This window comes from Nonomuraea coxensis DSM 45129 (assembly GCF_019397265.1).
In the GTDB taxonomy this organism is placed as follows: Bacteria; Actinomycetota; Actinomycetes; order Streptosporangiales; family Streptosporangiaceae; genus Nonomuraea; species Nonomuraea coxensis.
In genome coordinates, this window is the sequence record NZ_CP068985.1 from 3473757 (window position 1) to 3500246 (window position 26490).

The 26490-nt window shown below is 72.3% G+C and carries 30 protein-coding genes and 1 tRNA gene; 13 read left to right on the forward strand and 18 right to left on the reverse strand.

Annotated features, from left to right (window positions below):
- Positions 1-84 precede the first annotated feature (84 nt).
- Positions 85-858 (forward strand): cyclase family protein, encoded by a 774-nt coding sequence (locus Nocox_RS16205; RefSeq protein WP_020547948.1) that lies wholly within the window; start codon positions 85-87, stop codon positions 856-858.
- Positions 855-2549 carry a thiamine pyrophosphate-binding protein gene (locus Nocox_RS16210; RefSeq protein ID WP_020547947.1) on the forward strand — a complete coding sequence of 565 codons (1695 nt, stop codon included), beginning with the start codon at positions 855-857 and terminating at the stop codon, positions 2547-2549. The genes Nocox_RS16205 and Nocox_RS16210 overlap by 4 nt, the downstream gene beginning before the upstream one ends.
- Before the next feature lie 9 nt (positions 2550-2558).
- Here the strand turns inward: Nocox_RS16210 and Nocox_RS16215 are convergent, their stop codons facing one another.
- The 3 genes from Nocox_RS16215 to dhaK are packed head-to-tail and all read right to left on the reverse strand — an operon-like array spanning position 2559 to position 4680.
- Entirely contained in the window at positions 2559-2933 is a 375-nt protein-coding gene (locus Nocox_RS16215) for a PTS-dependent dihydroxyacetone kinase phosphotransferase subunit DhaM (protein WP_020547946.1), read from the reverse strand.
- Positions 2933-3700: a dihydroxyacetone kinase subunit DhaL gene (gene dhaL, locus Nocox_RS16220; protein ID WP_246649798.1), complete on the reverse strand. Its 768-nt coding sequence runs from the start codon at positions 3698-3700 to the stop codon at positions 2933-2935. Before dhaL ends, Nocox_RS16215 begins: the two co-directional genes overlap by 1 nt.
- Entirely contained in the window at positions 3700-4680 is a 981-nt protein-coding gene (gene dhaK / locus Nocox_RS16225) for a dihydroxyacetone kinase subunit DhaK (protein WP_020547944.1), read from the reverse strand. The genes dhaL and dhaK overlap by 1 nt, the downstream gene beginning before the upstream one ends.
- 80 nt (positions 4681-4760) lie before the next feature.
- Between dhaK and Nocox_RS16230 the strand changes: the two genes are divergently transcribed.
- Together Nocox_RS16230 and Nocox_RS16235 are read left to right on the forward strand one after the other, a co-directional pair.
- On the forward strand, positions 4761-5927 hold the full coding sequence (locus tag Nocox_RS16230; protein WP_157383544.1) for a cytochrome P450: 1167 nt from the start codon (positions 4761-4763) through the stop codon (positions 5925-5927).
- A 21-nt stretch (positions 5928-5948) separates the two neighbouring features.
- Positions 5949-6695: a lysophospholipid acyltransferase family protein gene (locus Nocox_RS16235; protein ID WP_020547942.1), complete on the forward strand. Its 747-nt coding sequence runs from the start codon at positions 5949-5951 to the stop codon at positions 6693-6695.
- 201 nt (positions 6696-6896) lie between these two features.
- On the opposite strand, the gene Nocox_RS16240 is transcribed toward Nocox_RS16235, so the two are convergent.
- Positions 6897-7703 (reverse strand): serine/threonine-protein kinase, encoded by an 807-nt coding sequence (locus tag Nocox_RS16240; RefSeq protein ID WP_026215311.1) that lies wholly within the window; start codon positions 7701-7703, stop codon positions 6897-6899.
- Between the two features lie 56 nt (positions 7704-7759).
- Entirely contained in the window at positions 7760-9040 is a 1281-nt protein-coding gene (locus Nocox_RS16245; RefSeq protein WP_020547940.1) for an MFS transporter, read from the reverse strand.
- Positions 9041-9113: 73 nt separating this feature from the next.
- Between Nocox_RS16245 and Nocox_RS16250 the strand changes: the two genes are divergently transcribed.
- A complete protein-coding gene (locus tag Nocox_RS16250; RefSeq protein WP_211212871.1) occupies positions 9114-9728 on the forward strand; it encodes an ArsR/SmtB family transcription factor in 615 nt (204 codons plus the stop codon).
- A gap of 43 nt (positions 9729-9771) precedes the next feature.
- Here Nocox_RS16250 and Nocox_RS16255 read toward each other — a convergent pair whose 3' ends face one another.
- Together Nocox_RS16255 and Nocox_RS16260 are read right to left on the reverse strand one after the other, a co-directional pair.
- Entirely contained in the window at positions 9772-10395 is a 624-nt protein-coding gene (locus Nocox_RS16255; RefSeq protein ID WP_020547938.1) for a DJ-1/PfpI family protein, read from the reverse strand.
- A gap of 2 nt (positions 10396-10397) precedes the next feature.
- Positions 10398-11360 carry a GlxA family transcriptional regulator gene (locus Nocox_RS16260; protein ID WP_020547937.1) on the reverse strand — a complete coding sequence of 321 codons (963 nt, stop codon included), beginning with the start codon at positions 11358-11360 and terminating at the stop codon, positions 10398-10400.
- A gap of 137 nt (positions 11361-11497) precedes the next feature.
- On the opposite strand from Nocox_RS16260, the gene Nocox_RS16265 reads away from it, so the two are divergent.
- The gene (locus Nocox_RS16265) at positions 11498-11950 is read left to right on the forward strand and encodes a helix-turn-helix domain-containing protein (RefSeq protein ID WP_033411669.1); all 453 of its coding nucleotides are present in this window, start codon (positions 11498-11500) and stop codon (positions 11948-11950) included.
- Between the two features lie 17 nt (positions 11951-11967).
- Entirely contained in the window at positions 11968-12546 is a 579-nt protein-coding gene (locus Nocox_RS16270) for a PIN domain-containing protein (RefSeq protein WP_020547935.1), read from the forward strand.
- A gap of 67 nt (positions 12547-12613) precedes the next feature.
- Here Nocox_RS16270 and pruA read toward each other — a convergent pair whose 3' ends face one another.
- Together pruA and Nocox_RS16280 are read right to left on the reverse strand one after the other, a co-directional pair.
- Positions 12614-14239: an L-glutamate gamma-semialdehyde dehydrogenase gene (pruA, locus tag Nocox_RS16275; protein WP_026215308.1), complete on the reverse strand. Its 1626-nt coding sequence runs from the start codon at positions 14237-14239 to the stop codon at positions 12614-12616.
- Positions 14240-15157, reverse strand: a complete 918-nt coding sequence (locus Nocox_RS16280) for a proline dehydrogenase family protein (protein WP_026215307.1) — start codon at positions 15155-15157, stop codon at positions 14240-14242.
- 107 nt (positions 15158-15264) lie between these two features.
- On the opposite strand from Nocox_RS16280, the gene Nocox_RS16285 reads away from it, so the two are divergent.
- A complete protein-coding gene (locus Nocox_RS16285; protein WP_020547932.1) occupies positions 15265-16302 on the forward strand; it encodes a PucR family transcriptional regulator in 1038 nt (345 codons plus the stop codon).
- Positions 16303-16363: 61 nt separating this feature from the next.
- Here the strand turns inward: Nocox_RS16285 and Nocox_RS16290 are convergent, their stop codons facing one another.
- The gene (locus Nocox_RS16290) at positions 16364-17467 is read right to left on the reverse strand and encodes a glycosyltransferase (RefSeq protein WP_020547931.1); all 1104 of its coding nucleotides are present in this window, start codon (positions 17465-17467) and stop codon (positions 16364-16366) included.
- A gap of 110 nt (positions 17468-17577) precedes the next feature.
- The gene (locus tag Nocox_RS16295; protein ID WP_157383543.1) at positions 17578-19410 is read right to left on the reverse strand and encodes a SpoIIE family protein phosphatase; all 1833 of its coding nucleotides are present in this window, start codon (positions 19408-19410) and stop codon (positions 17578-17580) included.
- A gap of 58 nt (positions 19411-19468) precedes the next feature.
- On the opposite strand from Nocox_RS16295, the gene Nocox_RS16300 reads away from it, so the two are divergent.
- Positions 19469-20185 (forward strand): ANTAR domain-containing response regulator, encoded by a 717-nt coding sequence (locus Nocox_RS16300; protein ID WP_020547929.1) that lies wholly within the window; start codon positions 19469-19471, stop codon positions 20183-20185.
- Positions 20186-20219: 34 nt separating this feature from the next.
- On the opposite strand, the gene Nocox_RS16305 is transcribed toward Nocox_RS16300, so the two are convergent.
- On the reverse strand, positions 20220-20576 hold the full coding sequence (locus Nocox_RS16305) for an STAS domain-containing protein (protein ID WP_020547928.1): 357 nt from the start codon (positions 20574-20576) through the stop codon (positions 20220-20222).
- A gap of 181 nt (positions 20577-20757) precedes the next feature.
- On the opposite strand from Nocox_RS16305, the gene Nocox_RS16310 reads away from it, so the two are divergent.
- Both Nocox_RS16310 and Nocox_RS16315 read left to right on the forward strand, forming a co-directional pair.
- A complete protein-coding gene (locus Nocox_RS16310; protein WP_033411596.1) occupies positions 20758-21528 on the forward strand; it encodes a SigB/SigF/SigG family RNA polymerase sigma factor in 771 nt (256 codons plus the stop codon).
- 15 nt (positions 21529-21543) lie between these two features.
- The gene (locus tag Nocox_RS16315; RefSeq protein WP_020547926.1) at positions 21544-21954 is read left to right on the forward strand and encodes an ATP-binding protein; all 411 of its coding nucleotides are present in this window, start codon (positions 21544-21546) and stop codon (positions 21952-21954) included.
- 76 nt (positions 21955-22030) lie between these two features.
- On the opposite strand, the gene Nocox_RS16320 is transcribed toward Nocox_RS16315, so the two are convergent.
- The 6 genes from Nocox_RS16320 to Nocox_RS16345 form a co-directional block, all read right to left on the reverse strand.
- Positions 22031-22228, reverse strand: coding sequence for a hypothetical protein (locus tag Nocox_RS16320; protein ID WP_020547925.1), 198 nt, complete (start codon positions 22226-22228; stop codon positions 22031-22033).
- Between the two features lies 1 nt (position 22229).
- Positions 22230-23117: a hypothetical protein gene (locus Nocox_RS16325; RefSeq protein WP_020547924.1), complete on the reverse strand. Its 888-nt coding sequence runs from the start codon at positions 23115-23117 to the stop codon at positions 22230-22232.
- A gap of 7 nt (positions 23118-23124) precedes the next feature.
- Positions 23125-23673 carry a hypothetical protein gene (locus Nocox_RS16330; protein ID WP_026215306.1) on the reverse strand — a complete coding sequence of 183 codons (549 nt, stop codon included), beginning with the start codon at positions 23671-23673 and terminating at the stop codon, positions 23125-23127.
- 145 nt (positions 23674-23818) lie between these two features.
- Positions 23819-24247, reverse strand: a complete 429-nt coding sequence (locus tag Nocox_RS16335) for a helix-turn-helix domain-containing protein (RefSeq protein WP_020547922.1) — start codon at positions 24245-24247, stop codon at positions 23819-23821.
- 124 nt (positions 24248-24371) lie between these two features.
- Positions 24372-24866, reverse strand: coding sequence for a group I intron-associated PD-(D/E)XK endonuclease (locus tag Nocox_RS16340; RefSeq protein WP_020547921.1), 495 nt, complete (start codon positions 24864-24866; stop codon positions 24372-24374).
- 338 nt (positions 24867-25204) lie between these two features.
- Positions 25205-25278: transfer RNA gene (locus tag Nocox_RS16345), tRNA-Pro, on the reverse strand.
- Positions 25279-25558: 280 nt separating this feature from the next.
- On the opposite strand from Nocox_RS16345, the gene Nocox_RS16350 reads away from it, so the two are divergent.
- Positions 25559-25846, forward strand: coding sequence for a putative quinol monooxygenase (locus tag Nocox_RS16350; RefSeq protein ID WP_020547919.1), 288 nt, complete (start codon positions 25559-25561; stop codon positions 25844-25846).
- A 102-nt stretch (positions 25847-25948) separates the two neighbouring features.
- On the forward strand, positions 25949-26410 hold the full coding sequence (locus tag Nocox_RS16355) for a hypothetical protein (RefSeq protein WP_020547918.1): 462 nt from the start codon (positions 25949-25951) through the stop codon (positions 26408-26410).
- Positions 26411-26490 lie beyond the last annotated feature (80 nt).

The window sequence follows — 26490 nt, forward strand, 5'->3', positions numbered from 1 at the left end:
CCGGCGCGGCCGGGCCCGCGGCGGTGTTTGCGGCCGTGGGGGCGGGCGTAGGAGGATGCGCTCAGCCACATCGAGGAGGATGACATGTCGGTCTTGAGAAGCTTCGTGGACAGCGTGCGCAGCGGCGCCATCGAGGTGATCGACCTCACCGCGCCGCTCTCGGCCGAGACGCCGATCCTCCAGCTCCCCGAGCCGTTCGGCAACACCATCCCGTTCCGCCTGGAGGAGATCAGCCGCTACGACGACCGCGGCCCCGCCTGGTACTGGAACGACATCCACACCGGCGAGCACACCGGCACCCACTTCGACGCGCCCGTCCACTGGGCCACCGGCCGCGACGGCGAGGACGTCTCCCAGGTGCCCGCCGCCCGGCTGATCGCCCCCGCCGTCGTGCTCGACCTGGCCGCCGAGGCGTCCAAGGACCCCGACTTCCTCCTGCAGATCGACCACGTCAAGGAGTGGGAACGCGCCAACGGCCCGCTGCCCGAGGGCGGCTGGCTGCTCTACCGCACCGGCTGGGACGCCCGCGCCGCCGACCAGGCCGCCTTCCTCAACGCCGACGCCACCGGCTCCCACACGCCCGGCATCTCCGCCGAGTGCGCCGCCTGGCTGGCCGCCGAGACCCCGATCCTCGGCCTCGGCGTCGAGACCGTCGGCACCGACGCCGGCGCCGCCCACTCCTTCGACCCGCCCTTCCCCTGCCACTCCTTCCTCCTCGGCGCGGGCAAGTACGGCCTGACCCAGCTCCGCAACCTCGACCGTCTGCCGGTGACCGGCGCCGTCGTCGTCGCCCCGCCGCTGCCCATCCTCGGCGGCTCCGGCAGCCCCGTCCGCGTCCTCGCCCTGGTCGAACGGTGATCGTCGCCGAGGCGGTGGGCCGCGCCCTCGCCGCCCGCGGCGTGGACGTCGTCTTCGGCGTGGTCGGCAGCGGCAACTTCCACGTCACCAACGCCCTGGTCGCGGCGGGGGCGCGGTTCGTCGCGGCCCGCCACGAGGGCGGCGCGGCGACCATGGCCGACGCCTACGCGCGGATGAGCGGACGGGCCGGCGTCCTGTCCGTGCACCAGGGGCCCGGCCTCACCAACGCCGTGACCGGCATCGCCGAGGCGGCCAAGAGCCGCACGCCGCTCGTCGTCCTCGCCGGTGAGGCGACCGACCGCCGCTCCAACTTCCACATCGACCAGGATGCGCTGGTGGCGGCGGTGGGCGCGGTCGCGATGCGGGTCACGTCGGGGGAGGAGGCGTGGGAGCGGACGGAGGAGGCGTACCGGGTCGCGGTCGAGGAACGCCGCACGGTCCTGCTGAACCTGCCCCTCGACGTCCAGTCGCTGCCCTGCCCCGTCGGCCCCACCGGCGCCGACGCCCGGCCGGCTGCCGGTGCCGAACCGGCGGCGGGGTCCGCCGGAGCCCGCCCGGCCGGGCGGCCCGCCGCCGGCGGGGCCGACGGGGATCTCCCGCTCGCCGCCGAGGTGGACGCGCTCGCCCGCCTGCTGGCCGGGGCGTCGCGTCCGGTGTTCGTCGCCGGGCGGGGCGCCCGGCACGCGCGGCGGGAGCTGGAGGCGCTCGCCGGCCGGGCCGGCGCCCTCCTCGCCACCTCCGCCGTCGCCCGCGGCCTGTTCCGGGGCAGCCCGTGGGACCTGGACGTGTCCGGCGGCTTCGCCACCCCGCTGGCCGCCGAGCTGATCTCGGGAGCCGACCTCGTCGTCGGCTGGGGCTGCGCGCTCAACATGTGGACCACCAGGCACGGCTCGCTCGTCCCCGCCGCGGGCCAGGTCGTCCAGGTGGACCTCGACCCCGCCGCGATCGGCGTCCACCTGCCCGTCGACCTGGGCGTCACGGGCGACGTGGCCGCCGTCGCCACGGCGCTGACCGGCCTCGTCCCGGCCTCGTCCGGCTACCGCTCGGCCGCCGTCGAGGGCCGGATCCGGGCCGAGGGCCGCTGGCGGGCCGTCCCGTACGAGGACGCGGGCCACGACGGCCGCATCGACCCGCGGACGCTCACCATCGGCCTGGACGACCTCCTCCCGGCCGAGCGCGTCGTCGCCGTCGACAGCGGCAACTTCATGGGGTACCCGTCGATGTTCCTCGACGTCCCCGACGAGAACGGATTCTGCTTCACCCAGGCGTTCCAGTCGATCGGCCTCGGCCTCGCCACCGCGATCGGCGCGGCCGTCGCCCGGCCCGACCGGCTGCCGGTCGCCGCGCTCGGCGACGGTGGCGCGCTCATGGGCGCCGCCGAGCTGGAGACCGTCGTCCGGCTGGGCCTGCCGATGGTGGTCGTGGTCTACGACGACGAGGCGTACGGCGCCGAGGTGCACCACTTCGGGCCGCACGGGCACCCGCTGGACACCGTCACCTTCCCGCCCGCCGACCTGGCCGCGATCGCGCGCGGGCACGGCTTCGCCGCCGTGACCGTCACCCGGGAGGCCGACCTGGGCGGCGTGGCGGAATGGCTCAAGGGGCCGCGCGACCGGCCGCTGCTCGTCCACGCCAAGGTGACCCGCGACCGGGGCTCGTGGTGGCTGGAGGAGGCGTTCAAGGGCCACTGACCCCGGGGCTCACAGCTTGCGGACGGTGCGCGCCTCGTCGGCGGCGGCCAGGACGCCGGACAGCGGCATGCCCGTGCCCGCCGTCACCGCCGCCGCCACCGCGCCCTCCACGAACGGCACGTCCGCGACCACGATCCGGCCCGGCTCCTCCAGCATCCTGGCGGTGAGCACCGAACTGCCGAGGTCGGGGACGAGCAGCACGCCGTCGCCCTGGTCCACCTCGCGTACGGCGGCCTCGACCAGGTCCAGGCTGGTGCCGAGCCCGCCGTCCTCGGTTCCGCCGGCCGCCGCCACGGGCACCTCCTCGCCCGCGATGCCGCGAACCAGCGCCACCACCTCCCGCGCCAGCCCCGCGCTGTGCGCGACCACCACCACACCCACCATCACGCCGCTCCCGCCGCCGGGCCGGGGCCGCCTGCGGCCACCGTGGCCAGGGCCGTCATGAACAGTGCCGACGACGCCGCGCCCGGGTCCTCGTGCCCGATGCTGCGTTCGCCGAGGTAGCTGGCCCGGCCCTTGCGGGCCTGCAGCGGGATCGTGCCCGCCGCGCCCTCGGCGGCGGCCCGCGCTGCCAGCTCGAACGCCTCCGGGGCCCCCACGCCGTCCCGCAGCGCCAGCGCCAGCGCCCGCGAGGCGGGGACCAGCGCGTCCACCATCGTCTTGTCGCCGAGCGCCGCCTTGCCGAGCCGCTCCAGCGCCACCACGCCCTCCTCGAACGCCGCCGCGAACCTCGCCAGCGTCACCGGTTCCTCGATGCTCCGCCCCATCTGCCGGAACACCGAGCCGTACAGCGGTCCGGACGCGCCGCCCACCTTCCTGATCAGCGTCACCCCCGCCACGGTCAGCGCCTGCCCCGGCGACTCCGGCGGCGAGCCGGCGAGCGCCTGGACGACCTCGGTGAGGCCGCGGTCCAGGTTGGTGCCGTGGTCGGCGTCGCCGATGGCGGCGTCCAGCTCGGTCAGCCGGTCGCGGTCGCGCCGCACCAGCCCGGCCGCCTCCTCGAACCACGCCACGAAGAAACCCGCGTCCATGGGCCTGCCACCTGCCCCGCTCGCCTGGCCCGCGCCGCTCGCCTGGCCCGCGCCGCTCGCCTGGCCCGCGCCGCTCGCCCCGCCCCTGGTGCTGTCGGCGCCCGCTCCCGTGGCGGTCATCAGCGCCCCCAGCGCAGCGCCGGCGTCTCGACCGGGGCGTCCCAGAGGCGGGTCAGCGCGTCGTCGACCCGGCAGACCGTCACGGAAAACCCCTGCATATCCAGACTTGTCACGTAATTGCCGACCAGTGAACGGGTCACCCGCGCCCCCTTCCCCCTGACGAACGACTCCACCTCGGCGAACACCACGTACAGCTCCATCAGCGGCGTCCCGCCCATGCCGTTCACCATGACCAGCAGATCGCCGCCCAGCGGCAGATCCCCGTGGATCGCCTCCATCGCCACCCCGGCCAGCTCACGCGCCGACGCCATGGGCGCGCGGGCCCGCCCCGGCTCGCCGTGGATGCCGATGCCCAGCTCCACCTGGTCGTCCGGCAGGTCGAAGGTCGGCTTGCCGGCGTGCGGCGTCGTACAGGAGGTGAGCGCGATGCCGAACGAGCGGCTGCGCTCGTCCACCTCGCCCGCGATCGCCGCCACCTCGGACAGCGGCGCGCCCTCCTCCGCCAGCGCCCCGGCGATCTTCTCCACGAACAGCGTGGCGCCGGTGCCCCTGCGCCCAGCCGTGTAGAGGGAGTCCTGGACGGCCACGTCGTCGTCCACCAGGACGCTCGCCACCTCGACGTCCTCGACCAGCTCGGCGGCCATCTCGAAGTTGAGCACGTCGCCGGTGTAGTTCTTGACGATGTGCAGCACGCCCGCGCCGCCGTCCACGGCCTTCGTGGCGTCGATGATCTGGTCGGGCACCGGTGAGGTGAAGACCTCGCCGGGGCAGGCCGCGTCGAGCATGCCGTACCCGACGAACCCGGCGTGCAGCGGCTCGTGCCCCGAGCCGCCGCCCGAGACCAGGCCGACCTTGCCGCGGCGCGGCCCCTCGGCGCGGTAGACCACCTGGTCGCGCACCCGCAGCGACGGATGGGCCGCGGCCATGCCGTCGAGGGCGTCCGCGACGACGGAGTCCGCCGAGTTGATGAGCTTCTTCATCAGGTCTCCAGCCTGTCGGCGCGTGAGGCGAGCCGTCCGCCCCGTTCCCATCAAGGCGCGGGCGTCGTAGCGTGGACGGCGTGGAGGTCAGCTACAACCCCTACGACCCGTCGATCAACGACGATCCGTACCCCGTCTACGCCCGTTTACGCCGCGAGGCCCCGCTCCACCACAACCCGGAGCTCGGCTTCTGGGCCCTGTCCCGGCACGCCGACGTCGCCGCCGCGCTCGTGGACAGCGCGCGCTACTCCAGCGACCACGGCCCCATGATCGACGCCGCGGCCTGGACGCCGCGGGCGAGGGCGTACCTGTCGTTCGTGGCCATGGACCCGCCCGACCACACCCGGATGCGGGCCGTCGTGTCCCGGGCGTTCACGCCCCGCCGGGTCGCCGCGCTCGAACCCCTGATCCGCGAGATCGCCCGCGCCCACATCGAGGAAGGGCTGGCGAAGGGCACGTTCGACTTCGCCGCCGACCTCGCCGCCAAGCTGCCGCTCGACGTGATCTCCGAGCTGATGGGCGTGCCGTCGTCGCGGCGGCACAAGGTACGGCGCACCGAGAGCGTCCTGGTCAGGAACGATCTCGCCACCACCCTGACCGAGCCCGGGCTGCGCGGCCTGCTGACCCTCGGTGACTACTACGCCTCCGTCGTCGCCCAGCGCCGCGCCGAGCCGCGCGACGACCTCGTCTCCGCGCTCGTCTCCGACGGCGACCTCACCGACGAGGAGATCGTCGCGTTCCTGTTCCTGCTGATCGGGGCGGGCTCGGAGACCACGACCCACCTGCTCTGCGCCGCCTGGTACTGGGCGTGGCGCAACCCGGGCCAGCGCGAGATCGCCTTCGACGGCGGCGTTCCGCAGTGGGTGGAGGAGTCGCTGCGTCACGACACGCCCGCGCACGTCACCGCCCGCCGCCTCACCGAGCCCACCGAGCTGCACGGCGTCCTCGTGCCGCGCGACGCCAGGATGTGGCTGCTCATCGGCTCCGCCAACCGGGACGAGGAGGTCTTCCCCGACCCCGACGTCTACGACCTCGGCCGCGACACCTCCCGCGCCATCAGCTTCGGCGCCGGCCGCCACTACTGCCTCGGCGCCGCCCTGGCCCGCCTGGAGGGCCGGATCACGCTGGAGGAGCTCACCAAGGCCGTCGCGCGCGACTACCACATCCACGAGGAGGGCATCAGGCGGACCGCGCACGGCAACGTCCGGGGCATGGTCAGCCTCCCGACCACCGTCCGACCTGCCTGATCCGGCTGCTACCTTCTGGACATGGCTGAGATCGTGTACCCGCCGGTGATCGCCGCCGCGCGGACCTTCTTTCGCGCGCTCGACGTCCGCTTCCACCTGGAGGGGACCGAGAACGTGCCGCGAAGCGGCGGAGCGGTGCTGGTGAGCAACCACATCAGCTACCTGGACTTCATCTTCGCCGGATGGGCCGCGCACCCGTCCCGGCGGCTGGTGCGTTTCATGGCCAAACAGGACGTCTTCGAGCACCCGGTCTCCGGGCCGCTCATGCGTGGCATGCACCACATCCCGGTCGACCGGGGGGCGGGCGCGGGCTCGTACGCGACGGCGCTGCGCATGCTCAAGGCCGGCGAGGTGGTCGGCGTCTTCGCCGAGGCCACGATCAGCCGCTCGTTCACGGTCAAGGAGATCAAGAACGGCGCCATCCGGATGGCCCAGGCCACGAACGTGCCGGTCATCCCGGTGGCCCTCTGGGGCAGCCAGCGCTTCTGGACCAAGGGCCGCCCCCGCAAGCTGCTCCAGCGCCACATCCCGCTGACCATCCTGGTGGGGGAGCCGATGCACCCCAAGCGCGGCGAGGACGTCGGCAAGCACACCACCGACCTGCACGAGCGCATCTCGGCGCTGGTGGACCGGGCGCAGCGCACCTACCCGGAGATCACGCCGGGCGTGTGGTGGCAGCCCGCCCACCTGGGCGGCACCGCCCCGACCCCGGAAGAGGCCGCCGCCATGGACGCCGCCGAAGCCGCCGCCCGCGCGAAGAAGGACTGACCCGCAGACACGCCGCCACAGGGACCCACAGCGACCGCCGAGAGGGCCGGATGCTCGCCGGCGCAGGGTCCACCCCGGTGACCGAAGCGGCGTCAGCGCTCGCCCTGCGGCACCCCTGGCTGCCAGGCGGGGCGCGCGCCGCCGGTTCCGTGGCCGGCGGCGGGCGTGTCAGGCGGCGGGCGTGTCAGGCGGTGCTGACGGTCAGATGGCCGCCTGGTACGTGCTGGCGCGCATCCCCGCCAGGAGTCCCGCCGTCTGCTCGGGCGTGAACCGGCGTACGGGGTCGTGGTGCAGCAGCCCTTCGAGCAGGGGGCGCATCACGCCGGCCCGGCGCGGCGGCGGGTAGGGCCCGCTGCGCGCCATGCCGAGGACCGTGGCCGCGTCCTGCCCCGGGTAGGGGGGCTGCCCCTCGACGGCGCTGTAGAGCGTGGCGCCGAAGGACCACATGTCGGCCTCCTTGCTGGCCGGCCCGCCGTGCAGGCGCTCGGGCGCCATGAAGGCGGGCGTGCCGCGCAGCCGCCGCGACGTCGTCATGCGGATGTCGCCCTCGGCCGTGGCGATGCCGAAGTCGGTCAGCACCACCCGGTCCCCGGTCAGCATGACGTTCGCGGGTTTCACGTCGCGGTGCAGCACCCCGGCCTTGTGCGCGGTGCGCAGCGCGGCGAGCAGATGCTGCCCGATGGCCGCGACCGACTGCGCCGGGAGCGTGCCGACCTGCGACAGCAACTGGTGCAGTGAGAGCCCGTCGAGGTACTCCATCACGATCCAGAGCTTGCCGCCCTCCTCCATGAGGTCGTGGACCGTGACGATGTTGGGATGCGTCAGCCCAGCAGCCATCCTGGCCTCACGCAGCACCCGGCGGCGTACCATCTCGATCTCACCGGCCAAGGTCAGCTCCTTGAGCGCCACCGTCCGGTGGAGGAGCTGATCGAACGCACGCCAGACGACTCCCATACCCCCACGACCGGCCTCCTCGTGCAGGAGGTACCGTCCGCCGATCTTCCGCATACCATCCCCTCAGACTCGGGGATAATCATGTCACTTCAACACAGCCCATAGGGTGCCTAAAGTGATCTGGTTATGTCAGGAAGTGCGGCGCTGCTGGTCAAAGGCCTAGAAATTCGATCCGGCAAGGCTCGCCGCACCAGTCCGGCAGCGAGCAGACACACGCCGATCGCCCCCAGCAGCACGGCAGGAAGCCCCGCGAACTCGGCCACGACACCCCCGAGGGCCGCCCCCAGCGGCATGCCGCCCATGCCGATGAGCCGGTATGCCGAATTGACCCGGCCGAGCAGCTCCGGCGGGATCAGCCGCTGCCGCGCGGAGATCACCAGCACGTTGCCGCCCGCCCCGCAGACGCCCCAGAGCACGGCGGCCGGGTAGAGCGCCCACGGGGACGGCACGGCGACCGGCGCCAGGAGCAGCACGCTGGTGGCGAGCCAGCAGCCCGTCAGCGCGCGGAGCTCCCCGAGGATCCTGGCGACGCGCTCGGCCAGCAGCGAGCCGAGCACCGCGCCGCCGGCGAAGGCCGTCATCATCAGGCCGTAGCCCTCCGGCGGCAGGCCGATCGCCGAGCCGTCGCCCACCGCCCACAGGACGAAGACGGCGAAGTAGGCGGAGTTGGCGAGGTTGAGCAGGCCCGCGGTGATCGCCAGGCTGCGCAGCACCCGGTGGGCCAGCAGGAAGCGCAGCGCCTCGCCGACCTCCCGCCGCAGCGAGCCCCACAGCGGCGTCCGCGGCGACCCCGGCGCCGGGCTGTTCCCGCCCGCGTGGTACGTGCCCCGCATGCCCAGCAGGAGCGCCGCCGCGGCGGCGTACAGCAGGGCCGGGGCGCCGAAGACGGTGGCGGGTAAGAGGCCGACCAGGAGCCCGGCCAGGGGCGCGCCGGCGAACTCGTTGCCGATCATCTGGGCGCTGGACACCCGGCCGTTGGCCCGCGTGAGCTGGGAGGCGGGCACGGTCATCGGCAGGACGGACTGCGCCGAGGTGTCGGCGAAGACCTCGGCCACCCCGGCCGCCAGCACGGCCGCGAGCAGCACCCACAGGTCGAGCGCCCCGAGCGCCGCCAGCAGCGCCGCGCCCGCCAGCGCCGCCGCCCTGGCGGCCCCCGCCACGGCCATGACGCGGCAACGGTCGGCGCGGTCGGCGACGGCCCCGGCGGGCAGCGCGAGCAGCAGCCAGGGCAGGGTGGCGGCCGCGCCGACCAGGGAGACCAGGGTGGGGGAGCGGGTCATCGACACCGCCAGCAGGGGCGCGCCGATCTTGAGCACGCCGTCGGCCAGGTTGGACAGCGCGGTGGAGGACCACAGGAAGGCGAAGGGCCGCCCGAGGCCGTGGCCGGTCATGGCTCACTCCAGTAGGGTGGGAGGCATACAAGGAAAAGTGTGCATGGATTTCTTTGCAAAGATAGGCTTGCACGTGACGAAAAGCAAGAGCTTCTCCGCCCGTACGCTTGACGCGAACGCGCTGAAGTCGTTCGCGCACCCGCTGCGACTGCGCATCTACGAGCTGCTCGACGAGCGCGGCCCGGCCACCGCGACCGGCCTCGCCGGCCTGCTCGGGGAGAACACCGGAGCGACGAGCTACCACCTCAGGGAGCTGGCCAGGCACGGCATGATCGAGGTCGCGACCGGGATGGGGCGGGGGAAGGAGAAATACTGGCGGGTCGTGCCCGGCGGCTTCACCTATGGCGAGCCACCGTCCGACGCCGAGGCCGCCAGCGCCCTGGAGGTCCTGCTGGACGACCTCGTACGCCAGCGCGGCACGGAGCTGGCGAGATGGCGGGAAGGGGCGTCACGGGCGCCGGCGGAGTGGGTGGAGGCGAGCGGGTTCGGGCGGCGGTCACTGCGGCTCACCGCCGAGGAGACCGCCGAGCTGCGCGACCAGGTGCTGGAGGTGCTGGAGCGCTACCGCACGGTGTCGGACCACAGGGAGCCGGAGCCGGCCGAGGGGCGCGACCAGCCGACCGGGCACGTGGTGATCCACTTCGACGTGCTGCCGCTGGGCGCCCTTCCCGAGGATGACCCGGCCTGACGAGAGGGCCTCCCGAGAAGGCGCCCCGGCTCACGGACGCGCGTCAGACGATGAGGTGGAGGGCGCGGTCGGCGAGGCCCGCCGGGGCCGTACGCGGCGAGCCCGCGTCGAACGGCGGCTGCGGATCGTACTCCAGGGCGAGCTGCACCGTCTGCGCCGTCTCCTCGTCCCGGGCCCGCGCCAGCAGCGTCAGCGCCATGTCGATGCCCGCCGACACCCCCGCCGCCGTCACCACCTTGCCCTGGACGACGGCGCGCTCGCTCACCGGCTCCGCCCCGTACTCCCGCAGCATCTCCAGCACCGCCCAGTGGCTGGTGGCCCGCAGGCCGCCGAGCAGGCCGGCCGCGCCGAGCAGCAGGGAGCCGCTGCACACGGACGTCGTCCAGCTCGTATGCTCGTGCGCGCGCCGGATCCAGCCGAGCAGGGCCTCGTCGGCGAGCACGTCGAAGGTGCCGATGCCGCCGGGCACCACGATCACGTCGGGGTCGGGCACGTCGGCGTAGCAGGCGGTGGCGGTGAGGCTGAGCGTGCCTCGGTCGTCGGTCACCGGGCCGGGCTCGGCGGCGACGAACGTGACCCTCCAGCCGGGCGCGAAGGCGAGCACCGTGTAAGGCCCGACCGCGTCCAGCGCCGTGAACCGGGGATAGAGGGGGATGGCGACGTGCATCGTCAACGCTCCTTGGGTGGTGAGAACCGGCGGCGGTGGTCGCCGGGCGAGACCCGCCAGTGGCGGCGGAAGACGCGGTAGAGCGTCTCGGCCGTCCCGAGCCCGGAGCGCCTGGCCACCGTGTCCAGCGGATGGTCGGTGGTCTCCAGGAGCCGCCGGGCGGCGTCGGCGCGGCTGCGCTCGACGTACCGGCCGGGGGAGAGCCCGGTCTGGCGGGTGAAGACGTGGGAGAAGTGCCGCTCGCTCATGCCCGCCCGCGCGGCGAGCGCGGGCACGCTGAGGTCGGAGCAGGGGTGGGCGTCGATGTACGCCTGCAGCTCCCGCAGCGGCTCGCTGCGCGGCGTCAGCGCCGCCATCGGCAGGCTGAACTGGCTCTGCCCGCCGGGCCGGTGCAGGTAGACGACGAGCCCCCTGGCGACCCGTCCGGCCGGCTCGTGCCCGAGGTCCCTGGCCACGAGCGCCAGCGCGAGGTCGACCCCGGACAGCACCCCGGCCGAGGTCCACACGTGGCCGTCCTCGATGTAGAGGGGGTCGGCGTCCACCTCGACGTCCGGGTAGCGCTCGCGCAGCTCGCCCGCGCTCAGCCAGTGGGTGGTGGCCCGGCGGCGCTCCAGGAGGCCGGCCTCGGCCAGCAGGAACGCCCCGTTGCACACCGACGCGACGCGCCGGGCCGCCCCGGCCCGCGCCGCGATGCCGCCGACGAGCGCGGCGTCCGCCAGGTGCCGGGGCACCGACAGCCCGCCGGCCACCATCAGCGTGTCGATCGGCCCCTCGACCTCGTCGAGGGCGCCCGCCATGACCGTGACGCCGTTCCCCGCGGTCACGAGGCCGGCGCGCGGCGCGACCACCTCGACCCGGTAGGAGCCGGGCGTGACCAGCTCGGCCGTGCCGAACACGTCGGCGGGCCCGGCCAGGTCGAGGAGCTGGAAGCCGGGGAAGACGACGACCACGATCCTCCGCTGCATGCCTTTCATGCTGGTCGCGGCGGCGGCGTGGCGTCAACGACACGACCGTTGCACATTACGCCACCGGCCCCCGGCATTGGGTGTCCGGCCAAACCGAGTTACACTTATTTCAGATATCCCTTGAGGCGGAGGTGGCCATGAGCCGCACGGGTGTTCTGGCCGGCGCGACACGTGTCGAGGCGGACAGCGGTGATCGTGAGCTGCTTGCTCACCTGGAGGCGACCGCGGCTGCCGCAAAGGCGTCGCTGGTGCTGCGGGAACCCGACGGCACCGACACCGAGTTGCCCCAGTCGCTGGTGAACCTCCTGGTGGCGGCAGCGCACGACCTAGCGAAGGGCAACGCCGTCCTGGCCCTGCCGGTGGAGACTCGGCTGACTCCGAACGAGGCCGCCGAGCTGTTGGGGCTGTCACGTCCCTTCGTCGCACGTCTGCTCGACGAGGGTGAGATCCCCTCTCAACATCTGCCGGACAGCCGTCATCGCCTGGTGCGCCTCGTGGATGTCCTGGAGTTCCAGGCTCGCCGCGAACGGCGAGCGGAAGGCCGTCGCAGGATCATGGACGTCGTCGAAGAAGCGGATCTGCCCTACTGACCTCCCGGGAGCACGCGATGGTGCGGGTCTTCGTAGATACCAACGTGCTGTTCCCGTTCTCGCTGATGGACCTGATGCTCGCTCTGACCGAGGACGCGGTGCACACCGTGATCTGGAGTGATCACCTGCTGGAGGAGTGGGAGCGCGTCATCGTGCGTGAGCAGCACCGCTCCGCGGCGGCGGCGGCCCGCATCAGCTCGGCAATTCGGGAGTTCTTCGCCGACACCCGCGTGCCCGAGGACGACTACAAGCACCTGTTGGATCGGCTGGCCGGCCCTGACCCCGATGATCGTCATCACATGGCGGCCGCTATCGCCGGCCGCGCCCAGACCTTGGTCACCTGGAATCTCACTGATTTTCCTGCCGCGACCTTGAGCGCTTACGAGGTGACCGTCACCGATCCTGACACCTATCTGTGCTCGCTGTTGGCGCAGAGCCCTCACGAGGTGGTCGCGGCTCTGGTCAGGATGGCGGAGGGCAAGCGGCGCCCGCCGATGACCGGTGCGGACATCACCCATGCCCTCGAACGTGCGGGGGTGCCGGTGTTCGCCCGGAGGGCGCGCACCCGCCTGCCAACCCCACCGGAAGAGCTTTGAGAGATTCGCGACGCTGCGCGGCACGCCGAGAGCCTTCGAGGACTCTCGGCGTGCCGCGGTCAGGGACTCAGCCCATGTGCGGGTAACGGTGGTCCGTCGGCGGGACGAACAGCTCCTTGATCGTGCGGGCGTTCACCCAGCGGATCAGGTTGAAGATCGACCCGGCCTTGTCGTTGGTGCCCGAGGCCCGCGCGCCGCCGAACGGCTGCTGACCCACGACCGCGCCCGTCGGCTTGTCGTTGACGTAGAAGTTGCCCGCCGCGAAGCGCAGCCGCTCCGAGGCCGAGGCGATGGCGTACCGGTCCTGCGCGATGATCGAGCCGGTCAGCGCGTACGGCGCCACGCCCTCCATCTGGTCGAGCACCCGGTCGAAGTCGCCGTCGTCGTAGACGTGCACGCCGAGGATGGGCCCGAAGTACTCCTTGACGAAGATCTCGTCCGTCGGGTCGGCGCACTCCAGGACCGTCGGCCGGACGAACCAGCCCGTGCTGTCGTCGTAGGAGCCGGTGAGCAGGTCGATGTCCGCGGACTCGCGCGCCCGGTCGATCGCCGCCTTGTGCTTGGCGAAGGCCCGCCCGTCGATGACGGCCCCCATGAACGTCGACAGGTCGCCGGTCACGTCCCCGACGGTCAGCGACTCGGCCGTGGCGACGAAGTCGTCGCGCACGCGGTTCCAGACGGAGCGCGGCACGTACGCCCGCGACGCCGCCGAGCACTTCTGCCCCTGGTACTCGAACGCGCCCCTGATCAGCGCCGTGGACAGCACGGCCGGGTCCGCGGACGGGTGGGCGAGCACGAAGTCCTTGCCGCCGGTCTCGCCGACCAGGCGCGGGTAGGCGTGGTAGGAGGCGATGTTCTGGCCCACGGTGGCCCACAGGTGCTGGAACGTCGCGGTGGAGCCGGTGAAGTGGATGCCCGCGAGCGCCGGGTGGGTGAGCGCGGCCTCGGAGACGCCCTGGCCGTTGCCGGTGACCATGTTGATGACGCCCGGCGGCAGCCCGGCCTCCTCCAGCAGCCGCATCGTGAAGTGCGCGGCGAACTGCTGCGTCGGCGACGGCTTCCAGACCACCACGTTGCCCATCAGCGCGGCCGAGGCGGGCAGGTTGCCGGCGATGGCCGTGAAGTTGAACGGCGTGATCGCCAGCACGAACCCCTCGAGCGGCCGGTACTCCATCCGGTTCCACACGCCCGGCGACGAGATCGGCTGGTCGGCGTAGAGCTGCCGGGCGTAGGACACGTTGAAGCGCAGGAAGTCGATCAGCTCGCAGGCCGCGTCGATCTCCGCCTGCTGCACCGACTTCGACTGGCCGAGCATCGTGGCGGCGTTCAGCGTGGCCCGCCACGGCCCGGCGAGCAGGTCGGCGGCCTTGAGGAAGATCGCCGCCCGCTCGTCGAACGACAGCGCCCGCCAGGCGTGCGCCGCCCGCAGTGCGTTGTCGATCGCGTCCCGCACGTCCTGGGCCGTAGCGTCGTTGGTACGGCCCAGGACGGAGGCATGGTTGTGCGGCTGCACCACGTCGATGGGCGCGCCGCCGCCGAGCCGCTGCTCGCCGCCGATGGTCATGGTCAGGTCGATCGAGGCGCCGGAGAGCTCCTTGATGCGGTCCTCCAGCGCGGCCCGCTCGGCGCTGCCCGGCGCGTAGCCGTGGATCGGCTCGTTCGCGGGCACGGGGACATTGCTGATGGCATCCACTTACTTACCCCCAAGGGCGCGAAGGAAGAAGGCGACGTTGGCCGGGCGCTCCGCCAGGCGGCGCATGAAGTAGCCGTACCAGTCGTCGCCGTACGGGACGTAGACGCGGACCGTGTGACCGGCGCCCGCCAGGGACTCCTGCCGGTCGGTCCGGATTCCGTAGAGCATCTGGAACTCGTGGTCGCCGATCGATCGCCCGTACCGGTCGGCGAGCAGCTCCGTGATCGCGATCAGGCGATCGTCGTGCGTCGCCACCATGGGGTAACCCTTCCCCGCCATGAGGATCCGCAGGCATCGGACGTACGCCTTGTCGACCTCGGGCTTGCCCTGGTGGGCGACGGAGGCGGGCTCGCGGTAGGCGCCCTTGACCAGCCGGACGCGGGAGCCCTCGGCGGACAGGTCGCGGCAGTCCGCCTCGCTGCGGAACAGGTACGCCTGGATGGCCACGCCCGTCGCCGGGTGGTCCTCGCGCAGCTTGCGCAGGATGGCGAGGGTGGAGTCGACGGTCGTGTGGTCCTCCATGTCGAGGGTCACGGTCGAGCCGTTGAGCGCGGCGGCCGCGCAGATCTCGCGGGCGTGCTCCAGCGCCATGGCGTCGTCGAGCCGCTGTCCGACGGCCGACAGCTTGACCGACACCTCGCCGCGCGCGCCCAGCCCCAGCGGGCGCAGCGCCTCCAGCAGCGTGATGTACGCGCCGGCGGTGGCCTTGGCGGCGCCGGCGTCGAGCGTCTCCTCGCCGAGATGGTCGATGGTCACGGCCAGGTTCGCGTCCCGGAGGCGTTCGACGGCGACGCGGGCCTCCTCGACGCTCTCGCCCGCGACGAACCGCTCGACCACCTTTTTGGTGAGCGGGAAGCCTGACACGGAGCGGCGGACGAGGCCACTCCTGGAAGCGGCGAGCAGCAGTTGACCGAGCATGGGCCCAAGTGTAGAAATCCCAGCTCAGAGGGGTCCATTGACGGGCGTAACGCCTCTTGTGGCAGGCTGTCATACAAATGTATGACCCGGCAGACCTACAAGAGACCGTGGACGAGATCGCCGCCCGGCTGGGCGCCTCCGCCACGCTGGAGGACCGCTCGTTCCGCCTGCTCGCCTACGGCGCGCAGCACGGCGACATCGACACGGTCCGCCAGGAGTCGATCCTGCGCAGGCGGGCCAGCGGCGAGGTGCGCGACTACTTCGAACGCTACGGCATCGCCCGCGCCGAGGGCCCGGTGCGGATCCCGGCCGACGCCGCGCTCGGGGTCCTCGCCCGGGTGTGCTGGCCGCTGCGGCACGGCGAGGTCACCTACGGCTACCTGTGGCTGCTCGACTCCGGCGCGCTCACCGACGAGCGGCTGGCCGCGGCCGCGCCGCTCGTGGCGAGGGCCGCCGGCGCGCTCGCCCAGGAGGCGAGGAGCCGCGACGACCTCGGGCGGGGGCTGCTCGCGCTGTTCTCCGCCGACCCGGAGGAGCGCGCGGGAGCCGCCGTCGAAGCGGCCGGCCCGGTCACGGCCATCGCGGTACGCGAGTCGCAGGAGCGGGTGGCCGCCCTCTGGACGCTGCCGCGCGGCGTGCTGGCCCGCCGCGGCTCGCCGGTCGCCCTGCTCGCCCCCGCGCACCTGGCGGGGGAGGTGGCGCAGACGGTGCGGAGCGCGTACGGCACCGCCGCGGGCGTCGGCGCGCCCCGCGCGGACCCGGCCGACGCCTGGCTGAGCTGGCGCGAGGCCCGCCAGGCGCTGCGGATCGCCGAGCACTTCCCCCGGTACGCCCCCGTCGCCCGCTGGGAGGACCTGGGCGTGCACCGCCTGCTGGCCCGGCTCGGCCTGCCTGACCTGCGCGAGCTGGCGGCCGGGACCGCGGCGCTGGACGACGAGCTGGCCCAGACCGTGGAGGTCTACCTCGACCTCGGCGGCCACGCCCAGAAGGCCGCCGCCGAGCTGGGCATCCACCGCCAGACCCTCTACTACCGGCTGGGCAAGGCCGAGCGCCTGATCGGCCAGGACCTGTCGGACGGCGACGACCGCCTGGCCGTCCACCTGGGGCTGAAGGCCGCGCGGCTGTGCCGCCAGGAGGGCCGGTAGCGGGAGAACGAACGGCTCCGGCAGGAGAAAGCCCTGCCGGAGCCGGAGATTCGCGCGACCGTCAGGCGCAGGCGGCCTCGTACACCCGGACGAGCTCCTGGCTGACCCGCTCCCAGGAGTAGCGCGAGCGCGCCCGGTCGGCGCCCGCGTAGCCGAGGGCGGTGCGCAGCGTCGGGTCCTGCAGCAGCTCGCGGGCCAGCCGCGCGGTGCTAGCGGGCCGGTCCGGCGGCACCAGCAGGCCGGTCACGCCGTCGATGACGGAGTCGAGGTGCGCGCCGACGGCCGAGGCGATGACCGGCACGCCGCAGGCCATGGCCTCCAGCGCGACGGTCCCGCTCGCGGCCTCGCGCGGCACCGACACCACGGCGTCCGCGCTGCGCATGAGCTTGGGCACGGCCGGGCGCTTGACCTGGCCCAGCAGCGTGACGCGGTCGGCGACGCCGAGCTGCTCGGCCAGCACGCGCAGGCGGCGGGCGTCGCGGTCGGCGTCCAGGTCCTCGGGCTCGGGGCCGCCGGCGATGACCAGCTCGACGTCCTGGAGGCCCTGCAGCGCCCGCACGATGGTGTGCGCGCCGCGGTCGGGGGTGAGCGGGCCGACGTGCAGCAGCCGCTTGTGGGAGCCGCGCGTGGCGACCGGCCCGCGCCGCTGGAAACGCTCGGTGTCGACGCCGGGGGGGACGATCGCGATGTTGTTGCGCGGCACGCCGAGCCGGATCAGCGCCGACTCCTCGTCGCCCGAGCCGGCGATGACGGCGCGGGCGCGGCGGCCGAGCGCCCGCTCGACGTCCTTGTGCGCGGTGTCCACGGTGTGGAACGTCTGCGTCACCGGCACCGACAGCCCCTGCGCGCCGGCCACGGCGGCGAGGCCCCAGGTCCAGGAGTGCGCGTGGATCACGTCGGGGCGGTCGTGGTTCCACCGCTTGGAGAGGTGGTCGCCGAGGTCGTTGAGGTAGGGCAGCACGTCGTCGGCGGACAGGTCCTCGGCCGGGCCCACGTCGAGCTGCTCCAGCGTGACACCCGGGGCCACCCTCGTCTTGGGCTTGCCTTCGGCGTTGTCACGGCGGGAGTAGATGGTGACGTGGTGCTCGCGGCCCAGCTCACGGGCGACGGCGAGAAGACGGTGGCGCTGGTTGCCTCCGGCGGAAGCGACGATCGCGATATTCATGGCACACCTCAGCAACGTGAAAGCGTCAGAAGGTGTGCCTGCGTCTTAGGCACGGAAGGTCTGTGCCCTAGAGGATACCCAGGTTTGCCGCGATCGCAAACCCCCACAACTCAGACACCCCGCAGGGCGAACACCACGATCTCGTCCCAAACCTGGCCACCGGAGAACAGGTTGCGGTCCTCCTCGACCGCCTTCACCACCGCGCTGGGCTCCTGGCCCGCGCATCTGGCGAGCACATCGGCCAGGCGCTCCTCGCCGTACGGCTCGCCCCGGTCGTTCCTGGAGGAGATCAGGCCCTCCGAATAGAGCACCAGCGTCTCCCCGGGAGCCACCGTCAGCGTCTCCACGCTCGTCTCCGCCTCGGGCGCGATGCCCAGCGGCACGCCGCCGCCGGCCGCGTAGCGCACGCCCCCGTCGGGCTGCAGCAGCACCGCCGGATGGTGGCCGGCCGACGACATCCGCAGCGTACGCCCCTTGACGAACCCGGCGACCGCCATCACGAACATGCCCGTGCCCTGCGCCACCAGCGCCTCGTTGACCTTGCGCATCACCAGGTCGGGATCGGACTCCCAGGCGCTCAGCACACGCAGGCCGCCGCGCACCATGGCGCTGACCGAGGCCGCCTCCTCGCCCTTGCCCGCCGCGCCGCCCAGCGCGAAACCCCAGCCCTTCGAGACCGGGAACACGTCGTAGAACTCCGCGCCCACCGACGAGCCGGGATGGTAGACGGCCGCCGCCTCGTAGCCGGGCACGTCGGGCAGGTTGCGCGGCGCCACGCTCGCCGACAGGGCGTCCGCCGCCCGCGAACGGCTCTGGTAGCTGCTCTGGGCGCGTACCGCGAGGCCGAGCTGGAGCCCGACCTCCTGCAGCACCGCGAGGTCCGCCAGCGTGAACGGCGGCCGGTCGTGCCCGCGCACCAGCGTCAGCGCGCCGTCGCCGTTGCCGACCGGCACGCACACCAGCGAGCCCGCGCCCATCGCCGTCAGCAGCGGCCCGTCGGCGGAGAAGCCCAGCAGCGTCTCGTCGTCCACCATCTCCTGGACCACGCCGGTGCGCCGCTCCAGCACCTGCAGCACCACCTGGCTGCCCATCGGGTCGCTCGCCTCGACCTGGCGTACCAGCTCCGCCACCGGCAGGTTCTTCGGCCCCATCACCGCCGTGCGGCGCGCAAGGCCGTCGCGTACGAGATCGGCGATCACCCAGTCGGCCCACTCGGCCGCCAGCAGGCGGGTGGCCCGCGCCACCGCGACCGGCCGCAGCAGCGCCTGCTCGTCCAGGAGCAGCTTGCCCATCTTGACCAGCAGGTCCTGCCGCTTGGCCGCGGCGATGAGCAGCGCGCCGTCGGACTGCTCCGGCCGCCGCGTGCCCGGCTCGGGAAGCTGCACCTCCGTCGGCAGCGCCACGGCCGCCACCATCTGCTGCGGCTCGCCCGGCATCGTCAGCCTGGTCAGCGCCACCTGCACGGTGTGGGTGCGCCCCTGGTGCGCCAGCCTGGTCTCGAACGCCGATGGCTGCCCGGTCTGCAGCACCGACGTCAGGTGCGAGCGGAACGCCGCCCGCCGCGAGACGTCCACCAGCAGCGGGAACGAGCGGCCGACCAGGTAGCCGTCGGGGCTGCCCAGCATCCGCGAGGTCTCGGGGTTGATGCGCCTGACCACGCCGCCGCCGTCGAGCACGATCACCGGAACGGGGAACGCCCTGAACACCTGCCGCAGCAGCTTCAGCTCGCGCTGCGCGCCGTCCTTCCTGCCCGCCGTGCGCTTGGGGGCCTTGCGCAGCTGCTCGCGCGCCTCGGCCAGCAGCTCGACGGCGGTGTCGAGCTCGGCGAGGGTCGCGTCGAGCGTGGGCGCGAGGTCGTCGGGGTAGGCGGTCCTCGCCTCACGCAGCGACGTGACGCGCCCGGCCAGCGCGTCCAGCGCATGTTCGAGGTCCGGCATGGTCATCCTCTGACGCTACGCTACTCGGGATATTGGTTGCCATATGGGGTAGAGCCTTATCGCTATGGAATCGACCGCCCTGATCACCCCCGGTCTCGCCCGTGACCTCGCAGCTCTCGGCCGCCTCGGCGAGGACACCTCGATGGAGAGCGTACTGAGGGGTCTCACCACGGCGCTGGCGGCCGGCGTCCCCGGCTGCGCGGGCGCCTCCGCCGAGCACTGGCGCGACCAGCGGGTACTCGTCTCCGGCTCGCACAGCGAGCTGATCATGCTCGTCGAGGGCGAACGCGAGGTCGGCGAGGGCCCGTCCGTGGAGGCCAGGAAGAGCGGCGCCCGCGCGTCGGTGTCCGACGTGCTCACCGACGGCCGCTGGCCCCGCTACGACGCCCTCGCCACCCGCTGGGGCGTGCGCTCGGCGCTGGCCGTGCCCATCGACGTGGCCCAGGCCCAGCTCGTCGTCGGTCTTTACTCCGTACGGCCCGGCGCCTTCTCGCCGCAGGGCGCCCACTCGCTCACCGACATGCTGACCGAGCAGCTCGGCGTCGCCATGGCCAACATGTGGGACTTCGAGGAGGTGCGCACCGATGCCGCCCAGCTCCAGGAGGCGCTCGCCGGCCGCGCGCTCATCGACCAGGCCAAGGGCATCATCATGCAGACCAGCGGATGCAGCGCCGAGGACGCCTTCGAGGAGCTGCGCAGGATCTCGCAGCACCACCAGGTCAAGGTGGCGGACCTCGCCAGGCTCCTCGTGGAGGAGCACCAGCGCAAGTCACGCCGCTGACCCCCGCCGGCCTCCGCGGGCCCCGCCCGCCGGGTCAGCCGATGGCGGCCAGGGCGTCGTCGAGCGTGTCGTAGAGGGGCAGGCGCTGCGCCAGGCCCGTGATCCACATCACCTTCGACTTGGAGTACTCCACGCCGACCAGCGCGAACCTCGACCCGGAGGCCAGGCTCGTCTGCCAGTGGTGGACGATCAGGCCGAGCGCGCGGGAGTCCATGAACGTCACCCCGGCGAGATCCAGGATGACGTCGGCGCCCGCCATCGACAGGTAATCGGCGAACTGCTCGCGCGTGGTCGCGTCGAGCACGCCGTCGACGCGGATCACGGTGATCCCGTCGACGGCGGACGACGTCAGGCTCAGGGCCGCCGTGGTCCCGTCGCCATTCTCCGGCATTGTCACGCAGCAACCCTACTGTCACCACGCGAGGGAGGAATACTTATGGCGCGAGGGGGGACACTGGAGCCGAAGTCCAGCAGAGGGCTTCCGTCTCGAGAGTAGAGCGAGGCGTGCCTCTGCATGGGCTTTTTCACATTGCTCCCGCGGAGGCCGCCCTGCATCCATATGAGGAGCAGCGATGGCTGTGCAGGAATACGTCCTCGAGGAGATGACCGCCGAAGAACTCCTGGCCGAGATGTCCCGCGAGGACACCCCCGACAGCCTCAGGGAGCGGCTGCGCGAGCGCATCGTCGAGATGCACCGGCCGCTCGCCATGGAGATCGCCCGGCGCTACCGCTACCGTGGCGAGCCGTTGGAGGATCTCCTCCAAGCCGCGTATGTTGGCCTGATGAAGGCCGTCAACGGCTTCGACGCGAGCCTCGGACACGCGTTCAGGGGCTACGCGGTCGTCACGATGACAGGGGAGGTCAAGCGTCATTTCCGCGACCGCACCTGGGCCATCCGGGTGCCGCGCCTGTACCAGGAGCGCCGCTCCGAGCTCAACAGGCTCGTCGCCGACCTCAGCCAGGACCTCGGCCGCTCGCCGACCGTCGCTGAGCTCGCCGCGAAGATGAACATCACCGAGGAGGACGTCCTGCTCACGCTCGACGCCTCCGCCGCCTACAGCACCCTCTCGCTCGACGCGCCGCTCGGCACCGACGACGACGCCGCCTCGCTCGGCGACGTCATCCCGGAGGACGACGACACGCTGAGCACGATGGTCGACAGGGAAGCGGTCAAACCGCTCATCGACGCGCTTCCCTCGCGCGAGAAACACATTCTGCTGCTACGGTTCTTCGGCAACATGACGCAGGCGGAGATAGCCGCTGAGTTCGGGATCTCCCAGATGCACGTCTCGCGCATCCTCAGGAAAGTACTGGACCAGCTACGCACCGAGCTGGTGGGTTGAGAAGAAGGTCGCCGGGTGAACGAGGACGTCGAGCCTCAGACGGGCTACACGAGCCCGCCACCCGGCGCGCCCGTGAAACGGCTCCGGTTCCGGCTGCCGGACCTGCCTGAGGTCCGGCAGTTCGCCGAGGACGGAGCCCGCGACGCCGGCATGCCCGAGGAGTCGATCGGCGACTTCGTCATCGCCGTCAACGAGGTGGCCACCAACGCCGTCACGCACGGCGCCGACCAGGCCGTCCTGCGCACCTGGGTGGTGAGCGGCGACGTGGTGGTCGAGGTGCACGACGAGGGCACCTGGAAGCCGGGGCCGATGCCCGGCGCCGTGGGCGGCATGGGGCTGTGGGTCGCCCGGCTGCTGTCGTCCGACCTGACGCTGCGCGTCGGCGACGGCGGCAGCACCGTGATCATGCGCTTCCCCGGCAAGTGACCCCCGCGGGGGCATGCGAACGGCCCCCCGCCTGGATCACGCGGAGGGCCGTTCGTCTCGGGAGTGGCCGGTAGGTTCAGCGCCGGGCGCGGCCTCGCCAGTTGCTGTATCCGCTGCGGATGCCGGCCGTGCCGACGCCCGCCTGGTGCAGGGCCAGCAGGCACAGGCCCAGCAGCGCGAAGGTCATGCCCGAGAACCCGCCGGGGATCCTCGCGCCGACCAGGTCGAGCAGGAAACCCAGCCCGAAGATGATCGCTGCGACTATCGCGAGCATGTCATCTCACCTCATCCGTGATCGTGGGAGCCGCCTGGCCGGGGGAGCCGTACGCGGACGTGTGCGCGCCGATCGCCCCCGCCGTCGTCTCCGGTCTCGCGTCCGACGTCGAGGAGACCGCCAGGAGGCGCTCCAGGACGCTCCTGTACTCGCGCAGCGCCTGCCGGAGCTGCTCGGTGTCCGGGGTCCCGGCGTCCTTCCAGCGCTCGCGCAGCGCGGACGTACGGCTGTTGAGCCCGGCGGTCAGCGACTCCACGACCTCGCTCAGCAGGCCGTCGGCGCGCTGCACGGCGTCGCCCGGGTCGTCCACGAACGCCGCCTGGAGGTCGCGCCAGCGGGACTGCACCTCGGCCGGGTCCTGGTCGAACAGGGCGGTGTCGGCGGGGGCGGCGTGCGCCGGCGTCTCCGCCGGGACGGCCCCGGTGGTGTGGGCGGTCTCGGTGCTGCCGGTGTGCGGGGGCGGCGACGGGACGGTGGTCTGCTCGCTGCGGGCGAACTCGTCGTCGCCGTCGTCGCCGTCGATCACGTCGCCGGTGCGGTGGTCCCCGTCCAGGGAGTCGCGCGTCTCCACCGGGTGGACCCGCTCGTCCTCGTGGACGTCGCGCCGCTCGGGGTCGTCGAAGCCGCCGGTGTGATCGGGGTCGAGGTGGTCGGTGCCCGTGTGGTCGGTGCCCGTGTGATCGGTGCTCGTGTGATCGTGGCCGGTGCGGTCGGGGCGGTCGTCCAGCACGTCCCGTCTGGGGCCGGTCGCGGTCCCGGCCACCCGGACGTCCCCGGTCCCGGCCTCGTCCTCGTACCCGCGCTCGTAGGCGTCACGGGCCCGTACGTCGTCGTCCCGCTGGTCGGGGCGCTGTGACGGAACCTTCAGCTCATCGCTGCCGCTGCTCATATCTCCCTCACCGTCCTCGGGTGGTTTCCTGGAGCAGCTCCTCGAACAGCGCGCGGTAGTGCACCATGGCCTGGCGGAGCTCCTCGGTGGAGGCTTCCTTCCTGGCCGCGCGCCCGCTGATCTCGTGAGCCGTCCGGTAGTGGTCCAGGGTGGACGCGTGCCGTACCGACAGGTCGGACAGGCGCTGCTCGAAGTCCTCCGTCGGGTAGCCCCGCTCGGCCATGACGGACGTGACGAGCTGGTCGGCCTCCGTCACCGCGAACATCGGGGCGTCCACGAAGCGCTCCTGCACCTCGGTCCACCGGTTCGCGTACGAGTCGCGGGTCTCCGGGGCGAGGGGGCGGATGTCGAGCTCCTTGAGCCGCTCCTCGCGGGCCCGCAGCTCCTCCTCGGCCTCGCGCCGGTTGTCGCGCTCGGACACCACGCGTTCGTACTCGGGGCCGAAACGCTCGCGGAGATGACTGCTGCGCTTCTGCCGCTGACCGACGAAATATGCCACAGCGGCGAGTGCCACCACCGCGACCACGACGACGGCCACCCACGCAAAGGTGGTCATGATCTTCGCCTCCGGTCTCTCAAGTTGAGACCAGCGACTTCCCTCGAAAAGGTAGGTAAAACTCGCGCAACCCCACTAAAAGGCCCGGATCGGTATTGCCGAGCCCTGATCCTTCCGCCCGGAAGCCGGCCTTCCGGCGCCGGCGCTACCGCCTCTTACCCAGCGCCCGGCGCGCCTCCTCCAGCACGACCGCCACGTGCGACCCGCCCCCTGCCGCCGGAACCTCGCTGAACCCCTCGGAGGGGTCGTACCGGACATCCAGACCGGCGTCCACCAGTCGCTGCGCCCACCGCAGCGCCGTGTTCAGCCGCTCGGCCGCCGGCGGCCTCCCCTGCGCCGCCGCCGACAGGTTGCGCAGATTGGTCGCCGGGCCCGACTGAGCATGGGCCCGCGCCAGCTTCCACGGCAGGGCGCGGCTGTGGTCCATCATCGGCTTGGCCAGCCCCGCCGCCCGCTTGGCCTGCAACACCCCCGACTCGCTGACCCCGAAGTGCCCCGCCAGTTCCTGCACGCTCATGCCCTGGACGACCAGCCGGGCCAGCTCCTCCCGATCGATGGTCGGCTTCCGCCCCACCTGCCCACCTCCGCTCCCACAGTGGACGCAACCCGGTCTCAGAAACCCTTTCTATAGGATCCGACAGCCACCACAAGATGTGCGGTGCGGAGCCGCAGGCCGAAGTGGATCTCTGTGGTCGCAGCTACCTGATCAAGCTGATCGCCGAGCCGACGCGGAATCGGCGGTGTTTCGCCAGTGAGATGCGGAGCTTGCCCGCTACCTCGGAGATGGGGATGAGGAAGATCGACAGCTCTCCGTCGAGGAGGAAGAACGCGTCCACCTCATCGATCCCGTAGGGGACCAGGGCCCCCTTGGAGGTGCCCGGCAGACGACGGCCGATGGTCACCTCCCGCTTGGTCATGCAGGTCTTGACCTGCACTCGCTGGACGACGTCTCCCATGTCGACGAGCAGGTCATAAGGCTGGGCTTCCAGCGGGAGGGAAGGGGCGTGGCCTCTCAAGGTGAACCAGGCGGCTGCGATGGTGGTCCCCGCAGCGCGGAGGTGCCGTAGGAGTCCCTCCTGTGGAGAAGGCGCGTCGTCAGGGAGGTGATCAGTGGGGATGCCGAGTTTCGCGGCGTGACGTCGAATGGTGATCCGCATCTGTCTCGGGACCGTCACGCTCAAGGCTTCGGCCACGTCCTGCCAGGTGATCGCGGGCTCGATGGCGCGGCGGAGTTGAGCTTCGCTCCAGCGGCGGGTTCCGGTGAAGTGGCTGACGTCGAGGTCGAGCGCTGCCGACCGGCTCTTGAGAACAGCGAGCTGGCGGCCGCCCTTGCCCTGCAGGTTGAGCGCGCGTGCCGAGGGCTCTGGCCACTGCGGCCCAGCTGGTGGACGAAGCGATCGCCTCGCGGAGCTCGTCGTCGGTCCAGCGGATGGCGTCGTGACGGGTGTGCTTGGATGCGAGAGTTGGCATGGTCACAGAATAGTAAAACCCGATCACTGTACGTACAGTGATCGGGCGACACGTTCAAATGTCGGGACGACAGGATTTGAACCTGCGACCCCCTGACCCCCAGTCAGGTGCGCTACCAAGCTGCGCTACGTCCCGTCAAGTCCTTTGCGGAATCTTTGATGAGGGTTCCGCTCGGCCTTGCGTGAAGAAACATTATCACGGTCGGAGGACTCCTCCGTGCCAACTTTCACCAAGGCTGGAAGGGCCCGCCAGCGGGAACTATGGCCTCTGCGCCGCGGCCGGGAGCTCGCCGTCTCCGGCGTCCGTTCAAGACCAACGATCAAGCTGTGTCGATCGCGGGCGGCACCGATGAGTTCCGGCTCGGGCGACGGTCAGGGCCAGGGACAGTCGTTCGGACCAGGCGGAGGAGCGGCACATGGTGATCATCGCGGGGCATGTCGTCGTCGACCCCGAACAGCGCGAGCGCTATCTCGCGGAGTGTGTGGGCGTCATCGAGCTGGCCCGCCGCGCACCCGGCTGCCTGGACTTCGCCGTCAGCGCGGACCTGGTGGACGCCGGCCGCGTCAACATCTTCGAGCGCTGGGAGTCGCTGTCGGCCGTCGAGGCGTTCAGGAGTGGCGGCCCCAGTGGTACGCAACGTGCCGTGATGCTGGCCGCCTCGGTGGCCGAGTACGAGGTCGCGGACGTGCGCTCGCTGACCTGAGCGGAGCGCCCCCGGCGAGCGGCGAACCCGCCGGCCGGGTCGGCAGTCTCACCGATCATGAGAAAACCGACGGTGACCCGTTCGCCGGCTCTGCTGTGTGCCATGGCCGCCCCCGTGCTCTACGCGGTGGTGAACCTGATCGCGCTCCAGATGGCCGCCGACTCGGCCGGGTCGTATCCCCGTGCCGACGATCCCTTCGGCGACCTCCTGCTGGGTCCGCTGGACAGGGAACTCGGCTCGGCGCGGGTGTGGACGTTCTGCTTCGCCGTCATCCTCGCCGCAGAGGCGGCTTGTCTCGCTGCTCTGCACGGCCGGTTGAACCGGCGTCCCGGCGTCGCCGCCGTCCTGCCGCGCGCGGTCGCGGGCGTCGGTTACCTGCTGAGTCTCGCGCTGGTCGTCGAGATCAATCCCACGAGCCCGTTCCTGGAGCTCAACGACGACAGCGCTCTCGACCGCCTGGTCCCTTCGTGGCACTTTCCCGCGCTGGTCGCCGTCGGTGTGGTGACCCTGGTCGCGGTGGCGGCCTGGCTGGTCGGCGCGCGCCGGGACGACTCGGCCTCCTGAGGCGGTGGTTTCTGGTTGATCGTGTCTTCTTGTCTGTTTCGGGAATGTGGAGGTCGTGAGGAAGCCTGCCGGTGAGGGCG